Origin of the sequence: Streptomyces sp. NPDC048473, assembly GCF_043200155.1 — a bacterium.
GTDB lineage: Bacteria > Actinomycetota > Actinomycetes > Streptomycetales > Streptomycetaceae > Streptomyces.
In genome coordinates this window covers 146,568-162,754 of record NZ_JBICXE010000020.1, presented here as the reverse complement: position 1 = coordinate 162,754, position 16,187 = coordinate 146,568, and the positions used below count along the sequence as shown (strand labels likewise).

Annotated in this window: 15 protein-coding genes and 3 pseudogenes; 9 read left to right on the top strand and 9 right to left on the bottom strand. The window is 70.3% G+C overall.

Features of this window, described 5'->3' with window-relative positions; translation table 11 throughout:
- On the top strand, positions 1–1,715 hold a 1,715-nt coding region (locus ACGFU7_RS28375), incomplete at its 5' end, for a PQQ-binding-like beta-propeller repeat protein (RefSeq protein WP_393699359.1).
- A gap of 214 nt (positions 1,716–1,929) precedes the next feature.
- Positions 1,930–2,625, top strand: coding sequence for a LuxR C-terminal-related transcriptional regulator (locus tag ACGFU7_RS28370; protein ID WP_393699357.1), 696 nt, complete (start codon positions 1,930–1,932; stop codon positions 2,623–2,625).
- 30 nt (positions 2,626–2,655) lie between these two features.
- On the opposite strand, the gene ACGFU7_RS28365 is transcribed toward ACGFU7_RS28370, so the two are convergent.
- Both ACGFU7_RS28365 and ACGFU7_RS28360 read right to left on the bottom strand, forming a co-directional pair.
- Positions 2,656–2,943, bottom strand: a complete 288-nt coding sequence (locus ACGFU7_RS28365; protein WP_393699383.1) for a hypothetical protein — start codon at positions 2,941–2,943, stop codon at positions 2,656–2,658.
- A gap of 123 nt (positions 2,944–3,066) precedes the next feature.
- Positions 3,067–3,687 (bottom strand): annotated as a pseudogene (locus ACGFU7_RS28360) (RNA-guided endonuclease InsQ/TnpB family protein); the annotation flags it as partial.
- Positions 3,688–3,972: 285 nt separating this feature from the next.
- Here ACGFU7_RS28360 and galT point away from each other — a divergent pair.
- From galT to galK, 3 genes are read left to right on the top strand one after another with little or no spacing between them, the layout of a single operon-like run.
- Positions 3,973–5,016, top strand: coding sequence for a galactose-1-phosphate uridylyltransferase (gene galT, locus ACGFU7_RS28355; protein ID WP_393699355.1), 1,044 nt, complete (start codon positions 3,973–3,975; stop codon positions 5,014–5,016).
- Positions 5,013–5,993, top strand: a complete 981-nt coding sequence (gene galE / locus ACGFU7_RS28350) for a UDP-glucose 4-epimerase GalE (RefSeq protein WP_393699354.1) — start codon at positions 5,013–5,015, stop codon at positions 5,991–5,993. The genes galT and galE overlap by 4 nt, the downstream gene beginning before the upstream one ends.
- The gene (galK, locus tag ACGFU7_RS28345; RefSeq protein WP_393699353.1) at positions 5,990–7,156 is read left to right on the top strand and encodes a galactokinase; all 1,167 of its coding nucleotides are present in this window, start codon (positions 5,990–5,992) and stop codon (positions 7,154–7,156) included. The genes galE and galK overlap by 4 nt, the downstream gene beginning before the upstream one ends.
- A gap of 44 nt (positions 7,157–7,200) precedes the next feature.
- Here the strand turns inward: galK and ACGFU7_RS28340 are convergent, their stop codons facing one another.
- A complete protein-coding gene (locus ACGFU7_RS28340; RefSeq protein ID WP_393699351.1) occupies positions 7,201–7,644 on the bottom strand; it encodes a GNAT family N-acetyltransferase in 444 nt (147 codons plus the stop codon).
- Positions 7,645–7,920: 276 nt separating this feature from the next.
- On the opposite strand from ACGFU7_RS28340, the gene ACGFU7_RS28335 reads away from it, so the two are divergent.
- On the top strand, positions 7,921–8,694 hold the full coding sequence (locus tag ACGFU7_RS28335; RefSeq protein ID WP_393699381.1) for a LuxR C-terminal-related transcriptional regulator: 774 nt from the start codon (positions 7,921–7,923) through the stop codon (positions 8,692–8,694).
- Here ACGFU7_RS28335 and ACGFU7_RS28330 read toward each other — a convergent pair.
- Positions 8,653–9,150 (bottom strand): MarR family winged helix-turn-helix transcriptional regulator, encoded by a 498-nt coding sequence (locus ACGFU7_RS28330; RefSeq protein ID WP_393699350.1) that lies wholly within the window; start codon positions 9,148–9,150, stop codon positions 8,653–8,655. The genes ACGFU7_RS28335 and ACGFU7_RS28330 overlap by 42 nt on opposite strands.
- A gap of 88 nt (positions 9,151–9,238) precedes the next feature.
- On the opposite strand from ACGFU7_RS28330, the gene ACGFU7_RS28325 reads away from it, so the two are divergent.
- Positions 9,239–10,036: a trans-aconitate 2-methyltransferase gene (locus tag ACGFU7_RS28325; protein ID WP_393699349.1), complete on the top strand. Its 798-nt coding sequence runs from the start codon at positions 9,239–9,241 to the stop codon at positions 10,034–10,036.
- On the top strand, positions 10,036–10,401 hold the full coding sequence (locus ACGFU7_RS28320) for a VOC family protein (RefSeq protein ID WP_393699347.1): 366 nt from the start codon (positions 10,036–10,038) through the stop codon (positions 10,399–10,401). Before ACGFU7_RS28325 ends, ACGFU7_RS28320 begins: the two co-directional genes overlap by 1 nt.
- Before the next feature lie 3 nt (positions 10,402–10,404).
- On the opposite strand, the pseudogene ACGFU7_RS28315 reads toward ACGFU7_RS28320, so the two are convergent.
- From ACGFU7_RS28315 to ACGFU7_RS28300, 4 genes and pseudogenes are all read right to left on the bottom strand, one after another.
- Positions 10,405–10,575, bottom strand: a pseudogene (locus ACGFU7_RS28315) (Uma2 family endonuclease); the annotation flags it as partial.
- Positions 10,565–10,768: pseudogene (locus ACGFU7_RS28310) on the bottom strand (N-6 DNA methylase); the annotation flags it as partial. The pseudogenes ACGFU7_RS28315 and ACGFU7_RS28310, both read right to left, overlap by 11 nt.
- Positions 10,769–10,918: 150 nt before the next feature.
- Positions 10,919–11,605, bottom strand: a complete 687-nt coding sequence (locus ACGFU7_RS28305; protein WP_393699345.1) for a TetR family transcriptional regulator — start codon at positions 11,603–11,605, stop codon at positions 10,919–10,921.
- A complete protein-coding gene (locus tag ACGFU7_RS28300) occupies positions 11,602–12,603 on the bottom strand; it encodes an acyl-CoA desaturase (RefSeq protein WP_393699344.1) in 1,002 nt (333 codons plus the stop codon). Before ACGFU7_RS28300 ends, ACGFU7_RS28305 begins: the two co-directional genes overlap by 4 nt.
- Before the next feature lie 341 nt (positions 12,604–12,944).
- Between ACGFU7_RS28300 and ppc the strand changes: the two genes are divergently transcribed.
- Complete coding sequence (ppc, locus tag ACGFU7_RS28295; protein ID WP_393699343.1) at positions 12,945–15,674, top strand: phosphoenolpyruvate carboxylase; 2,730 nt, start codon at positions 12,945–12,947, stop codon at positions 15,672–15,674.
- Between the two features lie 27 nt (positions 15,675–15,701).
- On the opposite strand, the gene ACGFU7_RS28290 is transcribed toward ppc, so the two are convergent.
- A complete protein-coding gene (locus tag ACGFU7_RS28290) occupies positions 15,702–16,172 on the bottom strand; it encodes a hypothetical protein (protein ID WP_393699341.1) in 471 nt (156 codons plus the stop codon).
- Positions 16,173–16,187: the final 15 nt, after the last annotated feature.

The window sequence follows — 16,187 nt, the reverse complement described above, 5'->3', positions numbered from 1 at the left end:
GCTATCCGCAGGGCCAGCCCCCGCAGCCGGGTTACGGCTATCCGCAGGGCCAGCCCCCGCAGCCGGGCTACGGCTACCCGCAGGGTCAGCCCCCCCAGCCCGGTTACGGCTACCCGCAGGCGCCCGTGCCCGGCCAGCCGCAGCAGGGTTACGGCGTCCCGCAGGGCCTGCCGCCCGGCCAGCCGCCGCAGCAGGGGTACGGCTACCCGACCGCCCCGATGCAGCAGCCGTACCCGCCGCAGCAGAACGGGAACGGGGGCAAGAAGTTCACCACCCAGATGCAGATCATCGTCGCCGCATCGGTCGCCGTCGTACTGATCGTCGCCGGGGGCATATGGTTCGCCTCCAGCGGCGGGGACGGCAAGCAGGACAAGGCGTCCCAGTCCAGCGGCGGCACCACCGAGGGCAAGGGCGGTCAGGGCGGCGCTGTCGGTGGCGGCGGCAAGGAGAAGGCACCGGCGGACCCCAAGTCCAAGGTCGCCTTCCAGCTGCCGGAGCCGAAGGTCACCGACGTCACCAAGGTCGACGGTTCCTGGATGACCGACAAGGCGTATGTGAAGACCGGCTTGAACGAGATCGTCGGCTACGACGCGGTCAAGGGCACCAAGCTGTGGTCCATCCCGCTGGCAGGCCAGCTCTGCGCCGCCTCCCGGCACATGTCCAAGGACTACAAGACGGCCATCGCCTTCGAGGCGGCCAAGCCGACCAAGGCAAATAAGTACCAGCCGTGCAACCAGGTCGGTGCGATCGACCTGAACACCGGCAAGCTGATGTGGAGCAAGTCGGTGACCACCGCCAGCAACGGTGACGCGCCGCTCAGGTACTCCGAGATCACGCTCAGCGGCGCCACGGTCGCCGCGGCCGGCACCGAGGGCGGCGCGGCGTTCGACCTGAACACCGGCGCCGAGCGCTGGAAGCCCAAGGTCTCCACCGATGGCTGCTACGACTCGGGCTACGCCGGTGGCGAGGCGCTCGCCGTCGTTCGCCAGTGCGGTACGTACGACGACCCGCAGCTCGTCATCCAGGCGCTGAACCCGACCACCGGCGCCCCGCTCTCCTCGTACAAGATGCCGCCCGGTGTCGACTACGCGAGCATCGTCTCCACCAAGCCGCTGGTCGTCGCGGCCGACGTCGGCGACACCGCCGGTGACGGCAGCGGCATCTCCGACTTCTTCTCGATCGACGCCTCCACCGGCAAGCTGCTCACCCGGATCGCGGCGGACGGCGAGAAGTACGCCGCGCGCTGCGCCTCCACCGAGGTCGAGAGCTGCCAGAAGCTGGCCGTCGGCAACAACCGCATCTATGTGCCGACCGAGGACCACGAGGGCACCGGCGAGTACGGCGACACCAACGAGATCGTCTCCTTCGACCTCACCACGGGCAAGCCGACCAGTGACCGGGCCGATGCGGGCGACCGCTACACGATGTTCCCCATCCGCATGGACGGCGGCAACATCATCGCGTACAAGACGCCCCCGTACGACAAGGGCGGCCAGATCGTCTCCATCGACGGCGCCACCTTCAAGCAGACCGTGCTGATGGAGAACCCGAGCGAGGAGTCCGTCCGTGACGCGGAGAGCAGCTTCTCCGGGGACTACTCCGAAATGCTCTACTCCGCCGGCCGGCTGTACATCTCCCAGACGTTGGTCAGCAAAACGACGGGAAGCTCGCTGGACGGCAGGGAATACCTCGCCGTCTCCTTCGTCACCAGCTGATCCGTACGCAGTACCTGTCACCCGGGCCCTGCCGGTCGATCATTCGACCGGCAGGGCCGATCGTTTTCCGCCCGTAGAACAGCCCAACGGCACATAATCCGACACTCCTGGGGTCTTCTGCCGGGTAAGGGGTCCGGAACGTCGAACAAGCGTGTAGCTTGCCGGGTCAGGGCGGGCCGGGGGGCCTGGCGCCGGTGCTATGGGGGTGTGCTCGATGGGCGTGCGGCTCATGGTGGTCGATGATCACCGACTGCTCGCCGAGGCGCTCGCCTCGGCGTTGAAACTGCGGGGCCACCGGGTGCTCGCGGCGGCCGCGCCGACCACGGGAGCGGCGGAGCTCGTGGTCAGCAGGGCTCCCGACGTCTGCCTGTTCGGCACCGCGGCACCGGCCGAACCCGGCGCCTTCGACCCGATCGTTCGGATCCGGCGCGAGCGCCCTCAGGTGGCCGTGGTGGTGCTCGGCCCCGTACCCAGCCCGCGCGGGATCGCGGCGGCGTTCGCGGCGGGCGCCGCGGGATATGTCCGGCACGACGAGCGCATGGAGGGCGTCGAACGGGCGATGGTCAAGGCGCGTGCCGGGGAGGCCGCGGTGGCGCCGCAACTGCTCCAGGGCGCCTTCGCCGAGCTGCTCAATCCGGCCGCGGCGCCGGACGACGAGGGACAGCGGCTGCTGCAGATGCTCACCCCGCGCGAGGTCGAGGTCCTGGTGCGGGTCGCCGAGGGCGAGGACACCCGGCTGATCGCGGCCGGAATGCGGATCGCGTCGAGCACCGCGCGTACGCATGTGCAGCGGGTGCTGATGAAGCTGGGCGTCGGCTCCCGGCTGGAGGCCGCGGCGCTCGCGGCCCGCACGGGGCTGCTGGACCGGGCGGTGCCGCTCGACAAGCAGGGGCCCGGCGGCATCGGGTGATGCCGCCGGGCCCCTGCTGAACGCGGTATGTCAGCCGTCGGCCGGGTCCGGGCCGTCAGCCGGCGCCTGCGCCGGGCGCAGCTTGAGCCGGACCAGGAAGAACAGCCCGAGGACCAGCATGGCCAGGCCGGTCCACAGGTTGATGTGGACGCCCTGGGCCTTCTTCAGGTCCGCGTCGGACGGGTTGATCCCGGCGATGGTGACGATCACGCCGTAGATCACGAAAAGGCCGCCGATGATCCGTCGGATGTCGAAGAGACGGGCCGCGGTCGCGGACTTCTGCTCCAGTTCGGAGACTTCCTTGCGCAGGTCGGACATGGTGTTCCTCCGATCAGAACGATTGGCATCCTCGCCGCCGCGAGCGGGGGCGCTTTTCTCCCTGGCGAAGTGAGTGGGCCCCAGGTCGATGCCCTGGTCCCGGTCGAGCGGAGGCAGGGCCTCCGCTGCCGGGTCGGTTTCCACGACGAAGCTGGCCCAGTAGCGGCCGGCCGCGTCCTTGATCATCGTCACAGTGGAGGGGACCGAGGGCAGGGTGCGGGACCAGCGGACCCGTACCGGGCCGATCTTCGGCAGGTTCAGCTTCCCGTCCGGCGTGATCGACCACCAGGCATTCGCGGTGAACCGCACGGACTGGCGGCTGTCTCGCTTCGACTTGAACCGCGGTTCGCCGACCTTCGGACCCCGACGGGTTCCCTTGACGCTTGCGAAAAAGTTGCGGTACGCCGTATCGAGGTCCCGCAGCGACTGCTGGAGCACCACCGATGAGACCTCCCCGAGCCACGACCGCTCGGGAGTCTTCTTCGCCTCGGTGATGAACCGCTTCGACAACTCTCCCGAGGTCGGATACGGCAGGCCCTGCTCGTGGGCCTGTTTCCGGGCCCGCAGGCAGTCGTTGAACACCACTCGCGCACAGCCGAACGCCCGTTGCAACGCGAGGCGTTGACCGGGCCCAGGTTCGAGACGAAACGCATAGCGGAGCTGCACAACGTCGACGGTGGGGCGCCCGTCGATGACTGACCGCAGCACGATTCCAGTTGATCGATATTGCACTAACTGTCGCATATGAGTGCGACTGTCAGGGCCATCGATGGTGCGAATTGTTCACCTGCTGCGGATCCCGGCCGGTGTTCGGTGGGGCCGGGATCCTCGTCCTCCATGGCGCGGAAGACATGGCCCCGGTCGGACAGGAAGGGGATGCCTCGCTGCTGAGGCCGACTCGCGGTGAAGCTGTTCTGGCGTGCGGCACTGAGCTGGAAAGCGGTGCAGGAGGGCATCGTTCGGGACCGGCTCATTGACGCGTCTGTTGGCTTGTGGTTCATTGTGTTTGGTTATGTTTGGAGGAACCTGGTGAAGAAGACGGTTACGACGCTCGCCGACGGCCGGGAGCTGCTCTACTACGACAGCCGTGACGATGTCGTGCGCGATGCCGTCGACCGGCGGCCCCTCGATGCCGTGTCGACCTCGTCCGAGATCCGTCGTGACCCGTTCCTCGGCGACAGCGTCGCCATCGCCTCGCACCGCCAGGGCCGCATCTACCACCCGCCGGCCGACGAGTGCCCGCTCTGCCCCTCGCGGGACGGCCGGCTGAGCGAGGTCCCCGAGGCGGACTACGACGTCGCCGTCTTCGAGAACCGCTTCCCCTCGCTCGCCGGTGACTCCGGCCGCTGCGAGGTCGTCTGCTTCACCTCCGACCACGACGCGTCGTTCGCCGACCTCACCGAGGACCAGGCCGCCCTGGTCCTGGAGGCATGGACCGACCGCACCGCCGAACTCGCCGAACTGCCGCAGGTCAAGCAGGTGTTCTGTTTCGAGAACCGGGGCGCCGAGATCGGCGTCACACTCGGCCACCCGCACGGACAGATCTACGGCTACCCCTTCGTCACCCCGCGCACCGAGCTGATGCTCCGCTCGATGGAGGCCCACCGCGCCGAGACCGGCCGCAACCTCTTCGACGACGTCGTGGCCCGCGAGGAGAAGGACGGCTCGCGGATCGTCATCAGCGGCGAGCACTGGGTCGCCTTCGTGCCGTACGCGGCGCACTGGCCGTACGAGGTCCACCTCCACCCCCGCCGCCGCGTTCCCGACCTGCGGGAACTCGACGAGGCCGCGCGCACAGAGTTCCCACAGATCTATCTGGAACTCTTGAGGCGATTCGACCGGATCTTCGGCCCCGGCGAGCCGCCGACCCCGTACATCTCGGCCTGGCACCAGGCCCCGTTCGAAGTCCCCGGGCGGGAGGACTTCGGGCTCCATCTGGAGCTTTTCACCATCCGACGCACCTCCGGCAAGCTGAAGTTCCTCGCGGGTTCCGAATCCGGCATGAATGTGTTCATCAACGATGTGCCGCCGGAGGCCGCGGCCCAGCGACTGCGAGAGGTAGCGAGCGAGTGAGCAAGTCCCAGAAGAAGTACCTGGTCACGGGTGGCGCGGGTTATGTGGGCAGCGTGGTCGCCCAGCATCTGCTGGAGGCCGGTCACACGGTCACCGTCCTCGACGACCTCTCCACCGGGTTCCGGGAGGGCGTCCCGGCCGGGGCCGAGTTCATCGAGGGCCGCATCCAGGACGCGGCGAAGTGGCTGGACCCCTCCTACGACGGGGTGCTGCACTTCGCCGCGTACTCACAGGTCGGCGAGTCCGTCACGGACCCGGAGAAGTACTGGGTGAACAACGTCGGCGGCTCCATGGCGCTGCTCGCCGCGATGCGGGACGCCGGGGTACGGACCCTGGTCTTCTCCTCCACCGCCGCGACCTACGGCGAACCGGTCACCACCCCCATCACCGAGTCCGACGCGACCGCACCCACCAACCCCTACGGCGCCACCAAGCTCGCCGTCGACCACATGATCACCGGTGAGGCGGCCGCGCACGGACTGGCCGCGGTCTCGCTGCGCTACTTCAACGTGGCCGGGGCGTACGGCAGTTGCGGGGAGCGGCACAGCCCCGAGTCGCACCTCATCCCGCTGGTCCTCCAGGTCGCCCTCGGGCAGCGCGAGTCGATCTCCGTGTACGGCGACGACTACCCGACCCCCGACGGCACCTGCGTCCGCGACTACATCCATGTCGCCGACCTCGCCGAGGCCCACCTGCTGGCCCTGGACGCGGCCACCGAGGGCGAGCACCTGATCTGCAACCTCGGCAACGGCAACGGCTTCTCGGTGCGCGAGGTCATCGAGACCGTACGCGAGGTAACCGGCCACCCGGTCCCCGAGACCGCGGCCCCGCGCCGCGCCGGTGACCCCGCCGTGCTGGTCGCCTCCGCCACCACCGCCAGGGAGCGGCTCGGCTGGACGCCGTCGCGCGCCGACCTGACCGGAATCGTCTCCGACGCCTGGACGTTCGCCCGCCGAGAGGAGCCCACCACCCCATGACCGAGAACAGTGAGCTGACCGCCAGCTTCACCGAGCTGTACGGGAGTGCCCCCGAAGGAGTCTGGGCGGCGCCCGGCCGGGTCAACCTGATCGGCGAGTACACCGACTTCAACGACGGTTTCGTGATGCCGCTCGCGCTGCCGCACACCGCGCGGGCCGCCGTCGCCCGCCGCACCGACGGCGAGCTGCGGCTCCACTCGACCGACGTACCGGGCGGTGTCGTCCGGCTCCGCGTCGACGAGCTGGCCCCGCACCAGGGACACGGCTGGGCGGCGTACCCGGCCGGAGTCGTCTGGGCGCTGCGCGAGGCCGGTCACCCGGTCACCGGGGCGGACATCCAGCTGACCTCCACCGTTCCCACCGGCGCCGGGCTCTCCTCGTCCGCGGCCCTCGAAGTCGTCACCGCGCTGGCTCTGAACGACCTCTTCGAACTGGGGCTCTCCGCGTCGGAGCTGGCGGTCATCGGCCAGCGCGCCGAGAACGCGTTCGTCGGCGTGCCGTGCGGGGTCATGGACCAGATGGCCTCCGCCTGCTGCACCGAGGGCCACGCCTTGTACCTCGACACCCGCGACCTCACCCAGCGCCAGGTTCCCTTCGACCTGGCCGCCCACGGGCTGCGACTGCTGGTCGTCGACACCCAGGTCAAGCACGCGCTCGGCGACGGCGCGTACGCCGAGCGGCGGGCCGGCTGCGAGGCGGGGGCCGCCGCGCTCGGCCTGCGGACGCTGCGCGAGCTGCCGTACGAGGGTCTCGGCGCGGCCCTGGACACCCTGGCCGAGGCCGGTGCGGACGAGTCCGTGGTGCGTTACGTACGCCATGTGGTCAGCGACAACGAGCGGGTGGAGCAGGTCATCGCGCTGCTCGACGCGGGCGATGTGCGGGCCGCGGGCCCGGTCCTCGACGCGGGGCATGCCTCGCTCCGCGACGATCTGCGGGTCTCCTGCCCGGAGCTGGACCTGGTGGTGTCGGCGGCGGGCGAGGCCGGGGCGCTCGGTGCGCGGATGACCGGCGGCGGCTTCGGCGGCTCGGCGATCGTGCTGGTGGACGAGGCGCAGGCGGACACGGTCGCCAAGTCCGTGCTGGAGGCGTTCGCTTCGGCGGGGTACGCGGCGCCGCGGATCTTCCCCGCCGTTCCTTCGGCGGGTGCCCGACGCATCGGCTGAGGTTCTCTGCCCGGTGCATCGGCTGAGGTTTTCTGCCCGGTGCCTCAGCCGATGTGCTTCGTCAGGATGAACTCGGTGACTCCGGGCGGGTAGTTCTCGACCTGCCCGCTCACCTCGTAGCCCCGCTTCCGGTAGAAGTCCGGGGCCTGGAAACCCCAGGTCTCCAGCCGGGAGCGGGTGCAGGCCCGGTCGGCCCCGGCCACCCGTTCCGCCTCGGCGAGCAGCCGTGAGCCGAGGCCGCAGCCGCGATGGCGGGCGTCGACCCAGAGAAGGTCCACATGGAGCCAGTGCGCCCAGGTGCGGCCGGTCAGACCACCGGCGACGGCGCCCTGCTCGTCCAGCACCCATACTTCCAGGGGGAGTTCCTGCCCGGCGGGGTCGGAGCGCAGCGCGCGGAGCTGCGGGGAGCCGGCTGTGTTGTCGTCGCGCAGTCGTCGGCCGAGCAGGGTGCGCCGCCCTTTGTCCACTTCTGTCTCAAGACGGAACATGTACCAGAGCCTACGGAGCAGAGCCGGTCAGTTCTGCGAATTGCCTTCCGCACCGACGCCCCGGCCGTACCCTGATGCACAGCACCGGTGGGGGCCGGTGCTGATTCAGGGGTACGAGACAGTCGGGTACGGCGCCCGGGGTGGGTTGCAGTCGAAACACGGCGGCGGCCGTGGGACTGCGGTTCATTTTCCCGATCCGGGCGGCCGTACCCGCGCCGTTCCGTCCCTTCGTCGGGCCGGGGGTGGCCCAGCAACAGAGGCGGCATGGGGGTGCCTGTGGTTCGTATCCGGGTTCTCGTGGTGGATGACCACCGTATTTTCGCCGAGTCGCTCGCAGCGGCGCTCGCGGCCGAGCCGGACGTCGAAGTGGCGGCGGCGGGCAGTGGCCCCGCCGCGCTGCGATGTCTGGAACGGGCGGCCGCCGAGGGACGCGGCTATGACGTGATGCTGATCGATGCCGAACTGGGCATCCTGGCCGCGGCGGGAGGCCGCCGGGCACCCGTCCCGGTCCCCCGCAGCGGGGAGGACGGCCCGGTGGACGGCATCTCGCTGGTCGCCGGGGTCCGTTCGGGCCAGCCTTCGGTGCACACGGTGGTGCTCGCCGAGAAGGACGACCCGCTCCGGGCCGCGCTGGCGCTGCAGGCCGGGGCCTCGGGCTGGGTCGCCAAGGACTGCTCGCTGCAACGGCTGCTCACGGTCATCCGGGGGGTGCTGCGGGACGAGACGCATCTGCCCCCGGCCCTGCTCACGGGCGTGCTGCGGGAGCTGACGGCGGCGCGCAAGCACCGCACCGAGAGCGAGGAACTGGTCGAGTCGCTGACCCCGCGCGAGCGCGAGGTGCTGCGCTGCATGGTGGCGGGTCTGGGCCGCAAGGCGGTGGCGGAGCGGCTCTACCTCTCCCCGCACACGGTGCGTACGCATATGCAGAACGTGCTGGGGAAGCTGGGCGTGCACTCGACGCTGGCCGCGGTCGCACTGGCCCGACGGGCGGGTGTCGGACCGGCCGAGCTAGCCGGGGATGTTGTCGAACGGGGCGGTCAACTGGCGTAGCAGCGAGGCCAGTTCGCCACGCTGGTGGCCGGAGAGCTCGCCCAGAATGGCGCGTTCCTGAGCGAGCAGGCCGGCCAGCGACTGGTCGGCCCTGTCGCGCCCCTCGGCGGTGAGCCGGACCAGCACGCCGCGGCGGTCGCTGGGGTCGGGGAGCCGCTCGACGAGGTTCTTCTTGGTCAGCCGGTCGATGCGGTTGGTCATCGTGCCCGAGGTGACCAGGGTCTGGGTGAGCAGCTGGCCGGGGGAGAGCTGGTAGGGAGCGCCTGCGCGGCGCAGGGACGTCAGTACGTCGAACTCCCACGGCTCCAGATTGTGCTCGGAGAAGGCGATCCGGCGCGCCCGGTCCAGATGGCGGGCCAGGCGGGAGACGCGGCTGAGCACCTCGAGTGGTTCCACGTCGAGGTCGGGGCGCTCTCGGCGCCATGCAGCGACCAGTCGGTCGACCTCGTCCTCCATGTGGATCAGTGTAGAGGGTCTGTCGACATGAAGTCTCTTGAATTCAAGTGTCTTGACATCAAGATACTTCTGGCGTGATCCTGGTCCCATGACCGCACCCACCTGGGATCCGCAGCAGTACCTGCGCCACGCGGACCACCGCACCCGCCCCTTCCGCGACCTCCTGGCCCGCATCGCAGAGCCTCCGGCCGCCCCCGCACCCCGTATCGCCGACCTCGGCTGCGGAGCGGGCAACGTCACCGCCCTCCTCGCCGACCGCTGGCCGAAGGCCCGGATCACCGGCTACGACAACTCCCCGCAGATGCTGGAGCAGGCCCGCGCACACGCCGGCCCCCTCCTGGACTTCGCCGAGGCCGACGCCACGACCTGGACCCCCGCGGAGCCGTACGACCTGATCGTCTCCAACGCCCTGCTCCAGTGGGTCCCGGACCACACCGCCCGCTTCCCGCTCTGGCTGGACGCGATCACCCCCGGCGGTACGTTCGCCTTCCAGGTCCCCGGCAACTTCGGCCGGCCCAGCCATGTCCTGATGCGGGAACTCGCCGAGTCCCCGCGCTGGCGCGACCGTCTGGCCGGCGAGCTGCGCCACGCCGACGCGGTGCTCAGCCCTGCCGCCTACCTCGATGCGCTGACGGCCCCCGGCGTCACGGCGGACGTCTGGGAGACCACGTATCTGCATCTGCTGCACGGTGAGGACCCGGTACTCGACTGGGTGAAGGGCACCGGCCTGCGCCCCGTCCTGGCCGCCCTGGCCGACGACCCCGAGGCCCGCGAAGCATTCCTCACCGAATACCGCGACCGGCTGCGCACCGCCTACCCCAGGGGCCCGCACGGCACGGTCTTCCCGTTCCGCCGCGTCTTCGCCGTGGCCCGCAAGGAGAAGTGATGATCACTGCCGTCGACCACGTCCAACTGGCCGCTCCGGCAGGCTCGGAGGACGCGCTGCGCACGTACTACGTGGACACCCTCGGCATGACGGAACTCGCCAAGCCCCCCGCACTCGCGGCCCGCGGCGGCTGCTGGTTCCAGGCCGGCCCGGTCCAGCTCCACCTGGGCATCGAGCCCGGCTTCCGCCCGGCGAAGAAGGCCCACCCGGGCCTGCGCGTCACGGGCATCGAGGCCTACGCGGCACGACTGGAGGAGCGCGGCGCAGAGGTGCACTGGGACGGCGAACTGCCGGGGCACCGGCGCTTCTTCAGCCATGACCCGGTGGGCAACCGGCTGGAGTTCCTGGAGCCGGTGGCTGGGTGAGTTCTACAGCTCGTTCAGGGCGCCCGGTGTGATGTCGATGTCGACCGGGAACGGGGCACCCGTCTTGTGCCGGTCGTGGTGGATCCCGGTCAGGGCATAGGTCTTGGACACCGGGTCCAGCTCGTAGACCCGCACCACCGGGTGCTGGTCGGTGCAGGCCGTCTCGACCAGCCAGGAAGAGGACGTTGGCCTTCACCCCGCCCGCGTAGAAGATTCCTGGGGGCAGGCACAGGACGGTATGCAGGTCGTAGCGGAGCAGCAACTGGCGGCGGATCTCCGTGCCACGCCCACCCTCGTAGAGCACGTTGCCGGGGAGGATCACCGCGGCCCGGCCGGTGTCGGTGAGCAGAGTGGCGATGTGCTGGACGCCGACGTCTGCCAGGCACTGTTGCGGCAGGCCGAGGACGTGGACGCGGAGATCTGCTTCCGAGAGTTCGCCCGCCCCGGTTGCCCCGTACGAACCGATCCGGCCGACCAGTCGGGCCAGTCCTTGGGCGCCGACCCCTCAGTCGCCCGCTCAGCTCTTGCGGTGCCCGATCAGCCGCGGCTTCGACTCCAGGTTCTCCAGGCCGTGCCAGGCCAGGTTCACCAGATGCGCCGCGACCTCCGCCTTCTTCGGCTTGCGGGCGTTGACCCACCACTGGCCGGTCAGGGCGACCATGCCGACCAGTGCCTGGGCATACAGCGGGGCCAGCTTCGGGTCGAAGCCGCGGGCCTTGAACTCCAGGCCCAGGATGTCCTCCACCTGAGTGGCGATGTCGCTGATGAGCGAGGCGAAGGTGCCCGTCGACTGGGCGACGGGGGAGTCGCGGACCAGGATGCGGAAGCCGTCCGTGTACGTCTCGATGTAGTCGAGCAGGGCGAAGGCGGCCTGTTCCAGGAGTTCGCGGGGGTGGCCCGCGGTCAGGGCGCCGGTGACCATGTCGAGGAGCTGGCGCATCTCGCGGTCGACCACGACGGCGTACAGGCCCTCCTTGCCGCCGAAGTGCTCGTAGACGACCGGCTTGGAGACGCCGGCCCGGGCCGCGATCTCCTCGACCGAGGTGCCCTCGAAGCCCTTGTCGGCGAAGAGGGTGCGGCCGATGTCCAGCAGCTGCTCGCGGCGTTCCTTGCCGGTCATCCTCACCCGGCGGGTGCGCCGGGCGGAGGAGGGACGGTTGTTCTCGCTGCTGGTGCTGGAGTCGGTCGCCACGTCGTCAATCATGCCGCGTCGGCGCGCGCGGGGTCGCGCCGGGAGTCGATACGGCGGGAGTCGATCCGGGCGGAGTCCGGCCAGCGCACGTCGTACGCCCAGCGCAGTTTCTCGAACCAGCGGATCAGCCGGGCGCTCGAATCGATCTGGCCCCTCAGTACGCCGTGCCGCGCGCTCGTCGGGTCCGCGTGGTGCAGGTTGTGCCAGGACTCGCCGCAGGACAGGACCGCGAGCCACCACACGTTGCCGGACCGGTCACGGGACTTGAAGGGGCGCTTGCCGACCGCGTGGCAGATGGAGTTGATCGACCAGGTGACGTGGTGCAGCAGGGCCACCCGTACGAGAGAGCCCCAGAAGAAGGCGGTCGCCGCGCCCCACCACGACATCGTCACCAGACCGCCGACCAGTGGCGGGAGCGCCAGCGACGCGATCGTGAAGGTGAGGAAGTGACGGGAGATCCCGCGGATCGCCGGGTCCTTGACCAGGTCGGGGGCGTACTTCTGCTGCGAGGTCTGCTCCTCGTCGAACATCCAGCCGATGTGGGCCCACCACAGGCCCTTCATCAGGGCGGGGAGGGTCTCGCCGAAACGCCACGGCGAGTGCGGGTCGCCCTCCGCGTCGGAGAAGCGGTGGTGCTTGCGGTGGTCGGCCACCCAGCGCACCAGCGGGCCCTCCACGGCCAGCGAACCCGCGACGGCCAGGGCGATGCGGAGCGGGCGCTTCGCCTTGAAGGAGCCATGGGTGAAGTAGCGGTGGAAGCCGATCGTGATGCCGTGGCAGCCGATGTAGTACATCGCCACGAGCAGACCCAGATCGAGCCAGCTCACGCCTCGGCCCCAGGACAGCGGCACCGCCGCGACCAGCGCCACGAACGGCACCACGATGAACAGCAGAAGGGCGATCTGTTCGATCGACCGTTTGTTGTCCCCGCCGAGCGTGGCGGAGGGAGGGGCCTGACCGGCGGCCGCCGGTGGCTGGGCGTCGTCGATCGCAGCGGGGCTGGTGTTCATGGGGAGTCCCCTGGGGATGAGGAGTACGACGGATAGCTCTGGCTACGCATCCGTAACCTACGGCTACGTAAGTATGGCAGCGCGGAGGCCCGCAGCACGAGACCGCGACGGGCTGCCCATGAAGGGGAAACCCGATCGGGGCGCGAGCGGCGCCGACGGAGTGGACACCTATCCTGGTGGGGTCGGACAGCGCGGTCCGCACTCTGCTTTCCCGGGGGTGGCGTCAGCACCGCTGCCAGCGTCGGGCCCCGGAGATCCCCGCCCGCCCGTCTCTCACCGCCACCCTTGTTGGGAGTCGCTATGCGACGCACCTTCTCATTCACTGCAAGGAGCCGCACACTGTGAGCAGTGCCGACCAGACCCCCGCCGCCAGCCCCGAGCTGCGCGCCGACATCCGCCGCCTCGGCGATCTGCTGGGCGAGACCCTCGTACGCCAGGAGGGCCAGGAACTCCTCGACCTCGTCGAGCGGGTCCGCGCCCTGACCCGTACCGACGGCGAGGCCGCGGCCGAACTCCTCGGCGAAACGGACCTGGAGACCGCCGCGCAGCTCGTGCGCGCCTTCTCCACCTACTTCCACCTCGCCAACGTCACCGAGCAGGTCCACCGCGCCCACGAGATGCGTGACCGGCGAGCCGCCGAGGGCGGTCTCCTCGCCCGTACCGCCGACCGGCTGAAGGACGCGGACCCGGTCCACCTGCGCGAGACCGTCAAGAACCTCAACGTACGGCCCGTCTTCACCGCGCACCCGACCGAGGCCGCGCGGCGCTCCGTGCTGAACAAGCTCCGCCGCATCGCCGAGCTGCTGGACACGCCCGTCATCGACGCCGACCGGCGCCGCCAGGACCTGCGGCTCGCCGAGAACATCGACCTCATCTGGCAGACCGACGAGCTGCGCGTGGTCCGGCCCGAACCGGCCGACGAGGCCCGTAACGCCATCTACTACCTCGACGAGCTGCACACGGGCGCCGTCGGAGACGTACTGGAAGACCTGGCGGCCGAGCTGGAGCGGGTCGGCGTCGAGCTGCCCGCGGGCACCCGCCCCCTCACCTTCGGTACGTGGATCGGCGGCGACCGCGACGGCAACCCCAACGTGACGCCCGACGTCACCCGGGAAGTGCTGATCCTCCAGCACGAGCACGGCATCACCGACGCGCTGGAGCTCGTCGACCACCTGCGCGGACAGCTCTCCAACTCCATCCGCTACACGGGCGCCACCGACGAGCTGCTGATCTCGCTCCAGGCCGACCTGGAACACCTCCCCGAGATCAGCCCGCGCTACAAGCGGCTGAACGCCGAGGAGCCGTACCGCCTCAAGGCCACCTGCATCCGGCAGAAGCTCGTCAACACCCGCGAGCGCCTCGCCAGCGGGACCCCGCACCGCCCCGGCTGCGACTACCTCGGCACCGCCGAGCTCATCGCCGACCTGGAACTCATCCAGACCTCGCTGCGCGAGCACCGCGGCGGACTGTTCGCCGACGGGCGGATGGACCGCACGATCCGCACGCTCTCCGCGTTCGGTCTCCAGCTCGCCACCATGGACGTACGCGAGCACGCCGACGCCCACCACCACGCGCTGGGCCAGCTCTTCGACCGGCTCGGCGAGGAATCCTGGCGCTACGCCGACATGCCGCGCGACTACCGGCAGAAGCTCCTCGCCAAGGAGCTCCGCTCGCGCCGCCCGCTCGCCCCGACCCCGGCCCCGCTGGACGCCGCGGGCGAGAAGACCCTCGGCGTCTTCCACACCGTCAAGGAAGCCTTCGAGCGCTTCGGCCCCGAGGTCATCGAGTCCTACATCATCTCGATGTGCCAGGGCGCCGACGACGTCTTCGCCGCCGCCGTCCTCGCCCGTGAGGCCGGACTGCTCGACCTGCACGGCGGCTGGGCCAAGATCGGCATCGTGCCGCTCCTGGAGACCACCGACGAGCTGCGCGCCGCCGACGTCATCCTCGACGAGATGCTCGCCGACCCGTCGTACCGCCGTCTCGTCTCCCTGCGCGGCGATGTGCAGGAGGTCATGCTCGGGTACTCCGACTCCTCCAAGTTCGGCGGCATCACCACCTCGCAGTGGGAGATCCACCGGGCGCAGCGCCGGCTGCGTGACGTCGCGCACCGCTACGGCGTACGGCTGCGGCTCTTCCACGGCCGCGGCGGCACCGTCGGCCGCGGCGGCGGTCCCTCGCACGACGCGATCCTCGCGCAGCCGTGGGGCACCCTCGAAGGCGAGATCAAGGTGACCGAGCAGGGCGAGGTCATCTCCGACAAGTACCTCATCCCGGCGCTCGCCAGGGAGAACCTGGAGCTGACCGTCGCGGCCACCCTCCAGGCCTCCGCGCTGCACACCGCACCCCGCCAGTCCGACGAGGCCCTCGCACGCTGGGACGCGGCGATGGACACCGTCTCCGACGCCGCGCACGACGCGTACCGCAAGCTTGTCGAGGACCCGGACCTGCCCGCGTACTTCTTCGCGGCCACCCCGGTCGACCAGCTCGCCGAGCTCCACCTCGGATCGCGTCCGTCGCGCCGCCCGGACTCCGGCGCCGGTCTGGACGGACTGCGGGCCATCCCGTGGGTCTTCGGCTGGACCCAGTCACGGCAGATCGTGCCCGGCTGGTACGGCGTCGGCTCCGGGCTCAAGGCGCTGCGCGAGGCCGGTCCGGACACCGTTCTGGACGAGATGCACGAGCAGTGGCACTTCTTCCGGAACTTCATCTCGAACGTGGAGATGACGCTCGCCAAGACCGATCTGCGGATTGCCCGCCACTATGTCGACACGCTCGTCCCGGACGAGCTGAAGCATGTCTTCGCCGACATCGAGGCCGAGCACGCACTCACTGTCCAGGAGGTCCTGAGGGTCACCGGCGGGACCGAGCTGCTCGGCACCAGCCCGGTGCTCCAGCAGACCTTCGCCATCCGGGACGCCTACCTGGACCCGATCTCCTATCTCCAGGTCTCGCTGCTGGCCCGCCAGCGCGAGGCGGCGGCACGCGGCGAGGAAGCGGACCCGCTGCTCGCCAGGGCCCTGCTGCTCACCGTGAACGGTGTGGCCGCGGGTCTGCGCAACACCGGCTGAGCCGCCGGGGCGCGGGTGCGGCCCTGCTCAGAGGGCGATGAACGTCGCCACCAGCAGGGTCGCGCCCGCGATTCCGGTGCCCCAGGCGATCCGGGGCAGCCGCAGACCGCCGCCGATCACCAGGGCGGCCAGCAACAGCGCACCGCCTAGTGGCACCCAGGCATGCAGGAAGCCGGGTGGTCCGGTGCGTACGACATCGTCCGTGCCGGGCTTCACGACGACGGGGAAGCTGTCGCCCCGCCGCGCCGCGACGGACTTCTCGATCGTCACCCGGGGGCGCGCGGCGGCCTGCCCGGACGGCGCGAAAGGTCCGGTGCAGACATCGGCGCCGCAGCCCGTGACCGTCATGGTGCCGTGCTCGCGGCCCTTGGCCAGAACGATGTGGTGCGCCGAACTCCAGGAGGAGAGCACGCCCGCGACGAGCAGCAGCAGGACGACACAGCCCATGGCGGCGCTGCGGGCGTAGACCAGGGCGCGGTGGGAGGAGCTCCGCTTCATGGGGAGCGATCTTTG